Source organism: Denitrificimonas halotolerans (assembly GCF_034259425.1).
Classification (GTDB): domain Bacteria; phylum Pseudomonadota; class Gammaproteobacteria; order Pseudomonadales; family Pseudomonadaceae; genus Denitrificimonas; species Denitrificimonas halotolerans.
The window spans coordinates 1-7,113 of sequence record NZ_JAXIVU010000033.1 but is presented as its reverse complement, the minus strand read 5'-3'; the positions used below and the strand labels follow the sequence as shown (position 1 = coordinate 7,113).

3 protein-coding genes, 1 tRNA gene and 2 pseudogenes are annotated in these 7,113 nt (G+C 45.4%); 2 read left to right on the top strand and 4 right to left on the bottom strand.

The features are described from left to right. Positions 1-110: zinc ribbon domain-containing protein (locus TOI97_RS12925; RefSeq protein ID WP_321552891.1), on the top strand; the 110-nt coding region annotated here is incomplete at its 5' end. Positions 111-575: 465 nt separating this feature from the next. Further along, positions 576-652 (top strand) — tRNA-Arg (locus TOI97_RS12920). 343 nt (positions 653-995) lie between these two features. On the opposite strand, the pseudogene TOI97_RS12915 reads toward TOI97_RS12920, so the two are convergent. From TOI97_RS12915 to rhuM, 4 genes and pseudogenes are all read right to left on the bottom strand, one after another. Then, positions 996-3,202, bottom strand: a pseudogene (locus TOI97_RS12915) (AAA family ATPase). 110 nt (positions 3,203-3,312) lie between these two features. Further along, positions 3,313-4,500 (bottom strand): GIY-YIG nuclease family protein, encoded by a 1,188-nt coding sequence (locus TOI97_RS12910; RefSeq protein WP_321554543.1) that lies wholly within the window; start codon positions 4,498-4,500, stop codon positions 3,313-3,315. Between the two features lie 5 nt (positions 4,501-4,505). Next, complete coding sequence (locus tag TOI97_RS12905; RefSeq protein ID WP_321554542.1) at positions 4,506-6,599, bottom strand: DEAD/DEAH box helicase; 2,094 nt, start codon at positions 6,597-6,599, stop codon at positions 4,506-4,508. Between the two features lie 12 nt (positions 6,600-6,611). Continuing rightward, positions 6,612-6,980 (bottom strand): annotated as a pseudogene (gene rhuM, locus TOI97_RS12900) (RhuM family protein); the annotation flags it as partial. Between the last annotated feature and the right edge of the window lie 133 nt (positions 6,981-7,113).

Below are 7,113 nucleotides of genomic sequence, written 5' to 3'. Positions count from 1 at the left end.
AATGGACGTGCAGTGGGTGTGGTGTCACCCACGATCGCGATATCAACGCGGCACGTAACATTCTCGCGGCCGGGCATGGTCGTCTAGCAGTAGGAATCCCCGTCCTTTAGGTCGGGGAGGATGTCAACTAAGTAGTGCTTAAAGGGGACGAAATTAGACCTCGTACGTTTTATAAATAACGAATAAATACCGTAAAAGACTGCAAGTCATATAAGAAATGAGAAATGCAGAGCAAAATTTTACCAAAGAAATGGCGCACCCGACGGGACTCGAACGCCTTCGAAGGGCGGAAGTCACTATTGAATTCAATGCTTACAGCGGTAGGCATTTTGTGTATAATGCGCGCCACGCACTCGTAGCTCAGCTGGATAGAGTACTGCCCTCCGAAGGCGACACTCAAGGCTAAAATCCAATTTTAGGGCGGCGGTCAAAAAGCTTCAAATCTGTTACACTTTTTCAAATGCACTCGTAGCTCAGCTGGATAGAGTATTGCCCTCCGAAGGCGACACTCAAGGGTAAAATCCAGATTTAGGGCAGCGGTCAAAAAGTTTCAAATCTGTTACACTTTTTCAAATGCACTCGTAGCTCAGCTGGATAGAGTACTGCCCTCCGAAGGCAGGGGTCGTGGGTTCGAATCCCGCCGAGTGCGCCATTTCCCTTTAAAATCAGCATGTTACAGCCGCTGATTTTTCCTGAACTGAGACCATTCTCAGGTCTCTAAAAAGCAGAGGTCATTTTTAAATGGTCCCTAGGGTGGATGTCATGACCTCCGCCCGTTTGGTCGCAAAAATCGCTGTTTTTTAATTGAGACCGAGTTGAGACCAAGCAGAGACCAGCTTGTTTTTGTCTAAAAAATATAGCTTGAAAAATGACTGCTGCCCAAATATTCGTAGCTACTGTTAAATTTCTAGCTTTATTCAGCGCAACTTTTTAAATACCCATAACTGCCATTTAACAAAGCGGCAACCCACTAGAACTGTCTCAAGCTGATAGTTCTATACTGCTCCAGTCATCATATTATAGTGACCGATTTGTCCTGCTTTATCGAAGACGTTTCGAAAGACACGAAGATACACCTCGTTAGTTTGCTCACCATGGTTGATATAAAGGTCATCATGAATCGAATGGGAGCCATCGTTGACCCAGGAAAATAGAGATTGGCAAATTAATTTTTCACGCCCGTCAAAAAGTGCGCAGATTTCGTCCTTTCCCATTCCACCCCACATAGTGAAGTAGTTTTCCAATATGCGGCGTAATGTATTTTGCAAGCTGATGCTGGAAATATTTGCTGACTTCACATCCTCCCACAGCAACTCATAAGCTGATTTGATTGGATTAGTCTCACAGCGCTCAACAATAGATCCATGCTGTTGCTTCTTTACCAGCCAGAAACTTTCCTCATTAAGAGTGCTGTCAGCGGACCTACTTCTATTGAAACTAATTTCTTTGTGAAAGTAGACGTTATGGGTGAGTACAAACACCTGCTTAATTTGAGTATTCGGGTCTCTTGCCTCTTCCATCACGTTTTTAATAAGACTACTAACAATGTAAAGAATGTCACTGTCTAACGAAGATATCGGATCGTCAAACACAACAACCCGGTTGGCCGTAATACCTGATGAGGTTTGAGCCCCTTTGATCAGATAGTAAAAGTACAAAAAAGTGACAAACGTTTTTTCACCTTCACTCAGTGAGCGGCTGGCATCTTCCCCATTTGAACGTATTATTCGGTAATGTTGACCATCAGCGCTCGCACCTATGGAAAAAGAATGAAAGCCAAATTTTGTTAGTAGATCCTTTATTGCTGAAATGGTTGGCTGAATGGATGTGGTTTGTTTTTCCAGCTCTTTGATTTGACCTTGTAGCCCGCGAAGTCGCTCATGCTTGGTCCGCTGGCTTCCTTCCATTCCTTCAATAGCTTGTGTCAGGCGGTTCTTTTTCTCCCCATACTCTTGTAAATCATCTTCTAGCTCACTCAATACATAGCGCCATACTTGCCCAGTTAACGTGCGCTTCTCAGACGCAATATTTGCAACGGTTTGGTTATGTGCATTAGTTTTTTCATCTGCCGCAGTCAACAAAGCCTGCAGCTGCATTATTAATGGTTCAACAGGCTCCAGTTCGACTTTGCGACTGGGCTCATCATTTTTTTAGCTAACCGAGCCTGATTACCTTTTAACCTTTCCTCAAGCACCTGAGCTTCCGCGTTAAACAACTCTAAATTCAAAAACGAGTTATTGAATTCTATACAGCGCTGGATGGTAGTTAACAGCTGCTCACTTAATCTTTGATAAGTATCTCGCAACTGCTTTATTGACTGAATGTCATTGTCATAAGCTTCGCTAAAAAATGCCGCGAGATCGGCTGCAAATTGCTTGTCTGTCGACTGCTGACAGAAAGGGCAAGTTTCCGGTTGTTGCTCGTGATACTTACGACCTTGTTTTACCCAGTCACTGTTGCCCAAGCCGCTGATCAGCGCTGCAATATCAACATCTTGGCTCCCTATAATTATTTTTTGCAACAGAGTATTTTTCTCGGCTGCCACAAGGCCATCAGCTGAAAGGTCTCCCAGTAGCGGGGCGCGCTCGATATCACTTGAAAAAACAGTTTCAGCTTTTTTCTTTAAGGCTTCTAGTGTTAACAGCTCAGCCGTATTTGATACTTGCTCGGCCAATACCTTTTCTTTAAACCGCTCTTTGTTAGCCCGAACACCAGCTGCGGCATAAGCGTCTTTGAAATAAGTATCATGGAGTTCTTTTTGCTTCCAGCACTTATCACGTAGTGCAGGCTCTAAATCTGCCAGTTCTTTACGTTTGCCTAATTGGCTACCTTCGCCATCTAATTGATTATTAAGGCTTGATATTTGGCCATTGAGCTTATCTATCTCAGGCCGTAAGAGTGCGATTTCACGCTCAGCCTCAACCTGGTCCTCACCCAAGGTAAAGACACCCTGTAATGGGCCATTCTGATTAAAATTTCTATCAACAAAGTCTTGGTTGTACACCATCCGCTCAAGCGAAGTACCACCTTGCCATACTAACTGGCAGTGATTGTGCCCTTGTTCATCGGCAATCACACGGCTGATGGTTGTTTTACCGGTACCATTCGCGCCAAAGATGTAATTGATAGGTCTAAGATCGTTTAGTTTTGCCTGATTCAAGTAGGTAGCTATCGGTGGGTTTATTTGGATTTCACTGATCATACTCTTTCCTTAGAGTTCGCCAGAAAAAGCTTTTGGCTGAACATGTTAAATATTGAAATTGCCCGTTTTTACACGAACAAAAACGTCATTAGAACTACTGGGAAGTAAAATCAGGCCACAGGCTCAAGCCTAGCCGTCTCAGCGCTATATGCCACTTCCGCAATCGACCCATCACGAATCCGCTCTACAGCTTCATCAATCACATACAATGGCACCAAAAACCATTCATGCGGCTTTACAGGGTTGCCAAAGCGATCTTCTATAGTGAGGTCAAGCTGTGCGGCAGCAAAAACACGGTGGAAGATATTTTCTAGTTTGGTGCGGTTGATGTTGTGCAGCGTGTAGGTTGCTACTATTTCTACATCAGCCAATAAGTACGTTGCGTCTTTTGCAGCATTCGCAATGCGGGTTTCGACCTTGCCACCGGTGACGCCAATTTTGTGAATAAGCTCGCGATGCTCAGTTACAAATGGATGACTAGACTGGCTGCGTAACACGTAGATTGTGCCACTTTTAATATCGTCCTCTTCTGCAGCGTCACCAAATAATGGTCCCATATCCGTGCTGGTAATACGCCGGCTCGTTTCATCTTTATACAGCGCACGTACGAGCGATAAACGCAGCATGTTACTTTGCGTTCCATTGGAAAAAATCACACGTAAGCGTGCATCTTTTTTACCCTGTGGCGAATCAAAGTCTTCACCTTCCTCTGCCACGTAAGCCATTTGCCCAGACAGAACAAACCAGTGTCCAACTTCAATGCTGACGTTATTACCAAAAGGGCGTGTCTGACGTGACCCGCTTTTCAGCTCACGTTCTACCCGCTCAAATAAGTCTTCAAATAACTCAAAGTCTTCGCACTTTTCTCTGTGGGCAATTTCTTCTGCAGCTCGTTTCTCAGCAGATGAACGCACATGACGCAACACCGTCATATCATTCTGGCTTGCTTCCGCATCTGCAATGCCAAGCTCTGCTAACAAGGCGTCGGCATCCATAGCGTTTATGTCTGCAGGAATATCATTAGAAGCTGTCAACAAACCATGCGAGTCGATATCCGCAAGCAAGGTGTGTGCTTCGGGTAGTTTTCTAATCTGCTCTAGACGTACAGAATAAAGGCGCTCAAAAATATCGAGGTCATAGCCTTTACGCGGCGCATGTCCGTGCGTTTCATAGAAGCGTATAATATCCTCAAAGCCAGCGATAATACGTTCTTCACGTGGCGTGCGCTTCACTACTTTGACCGGCGTCACTTCTACGCCTAGGGCGGCTAATAATTCGTCATCATTCATGGTTGTCATTAGGGTTAACCTTCTGATTGCGCTGCTGTGGCTTGCGCTCTGTAACGTGCAAACGCAGCTACACCTTCAGCCATACGTTGCTCCCAGGGGTCTGCTGAATTAACAGTAGGTAATCGACCACGCTCAGTCTTGAACTGTAGAGCACGCATCGCTAACTCTCGGGCTTCATCTTCAGGAATGCTAATTTTTTTACCACCAATGATGGCCTCTATTTGTTGCAGTGACTTGGCATCCATCGCCTTACCGAGTATCGCGTAAGCCGCGTCAAACGGATTAATACGATCAATCAAATCAATATCCAGTTCACGCACGTTAATAAACTTACGTACACCATCAATCAGAGCCGTACTGCCAAGCGTGGTCTCAGCAGGACTTGTACCAGGTTCAGTTAATGCCATCTTGGCTTGCTGGGTAATATTCATTGCCGCGATCGCATGTTGGCGAATCGCTTCGTGATCGCCTGAACTCAATTCAGGATAACGGTCGCGGATGATTTTACCCATACGCAACTGGGTCAGCTCTTCAGGCAGCGTATTCTCTTGGTCGAACAAACCACGCTCTAATGCTGTTTTATCTTGTATAAAGCTGGTTACCACCTCGTTCAAATCTTCTTTACAGATACGGGTCGCTTCCGGGGTTTCTGGCTTTTTTAAGCCATTGATTTCAATATGCCATTGCCCTGTTGCTTCGTTAACACCCGCATTGGTCGTACCGGGTTGATAGCCTTCAGGGCCGTAATCAAAGCCTTCTTGCGGGCCTATATTTTTTGGTGTGAACTCATAGCGTGGCGATAACACTTGCTCCATCAACAAGCTGGCTGAGATGGCTTTAAGCATATCGTTGACCGCTTCCGAGGTCGCTGACTGTTCTGCTGCAGGCTCGGCAATCAGGTTAGTAAAGCGGGAACGTTCTTTACCTTCAGCATCACGTGTTGCACGACCAATAATTTGTACAATTTCAGTCAGACTGCTGCGATAACCTACTGTCAAAGCATGTTCACACCAAATCCAATCAAAGCCTTCTTTAGCCATACCCAGTGCGATAATGATATCCACATGGTCACGGTTATTATTGGCTGCAGGATCTTTTAATGCGTTAAGAACAAACGAGCGCTTGGCAGCATCACTGTCATCAACCAAATCGGCAACTTTCAGAATACGGCCATCTTTAGCTTTGATCAGATGAAAGCCCGTATCAGGATCAACGCCTTGCCATTCACCCAGCGTACCCATAATCTCGTCAACTTCTCGCTGCTTATCCTTAAGACTTTCACGCGCGTTAACGTTAGGAATGTGAACAATGGTTTTCAGTGATGGGTCAAGAACTTTAGCGATGGCCTCGACGTAGGTTCTGGTATAAAAAAAGTAACCAATATCCAGCGACTTTAACCAGCGGTAGCCATTCAGCTGCTCGTAGTAGGTATAGGTCACTGTCTCAAATTTACTCTCATCAACTGTCGAGAGTACTGCCTCACTATCCCCTCGAAAGTAAGAGCCGGTCATGGCGACGATGTGTGCATTATCGCGCTCTAACAGTTCGCCAAGCTGACTGCCTAGCTTGTTATCCGGGTTAGCAGAAACGTGATGAAACTCATCAATAGCAATCAACCGGTTATCAAAGGCTGCAACACCAAGCTCTTCAAACGCAAAGCGGAATGTCGCATGAGTACAAATCAGAACTTGATCATCACTGTCTAAAAACTTACTGACTGCTTCAACCTTTGACTTAGCCACACGAGGCTCATCAATGCCAGGCGCGTTACACAAGTTCCACTGCGGCTCGACGTGCCAATCCCAATGAAAGCCGAAATCAGTTAATGGCTCATTGGCAAAGCTGCCACCAATGGAGCGTTCAGGCACTACAACGATGGCTTGCTTAACACCTTGGTTATTGAGTTTATCCAACGCAATAAACATGAGTGCGCGTGACTTACCCGATGCCGGTGGCGACTTGATCAGCAAATACTGCTCACCACGCTTAGCAAAGGCACGCTCTTGCATGGTACGCATACCCAGCGCATTAGACGTGCAGGATGCACCAGTGTGCGCAGTGGTAATCGAAACCGCTGGAATTGTGTAATTGTTGGTTGGATTAGTCATGTTGTTTACTTATCAGTCCTTTTTATCCAGCTGCTTGAGCTCGCTTTCTAATTGCTCGATTTCCATTAGATCTTCCATGTCGGCTGCCTTGGCTTCCGAAGTACGACGTTTTCGGTCAAAATCCTCATAACGCTCATGAGCTACTCTTTGCATACTCTCACGGCTTATAGAACCGGCACCATCGAGGATAGGCTGGTCGTTGAAAGCTAGCATCTTGTCGACGTTATTACGCCAGAAGTCGAGGCTCAGCTCTTTTTGTTGCTTGAGTCGTAATTCAGCTTGCTCAAGGAATATCACCACTAAGCGATTGAGGGTATCGATCTCATCATTGCTTAAATAGTTTTTAGCGATAATAACGTCCTGTTTACGTACACGTGAACCAGTCCAACTGGACTTCCCCTAAAACACTAGACACTCCTTAAGTTAGAATAAACCTTTAGGAGAGCATCATGGCAAAACCACGTTTTACACCTGAATTCAAAGCTGAGGCCATCAAACAAATAACCGAACGCGG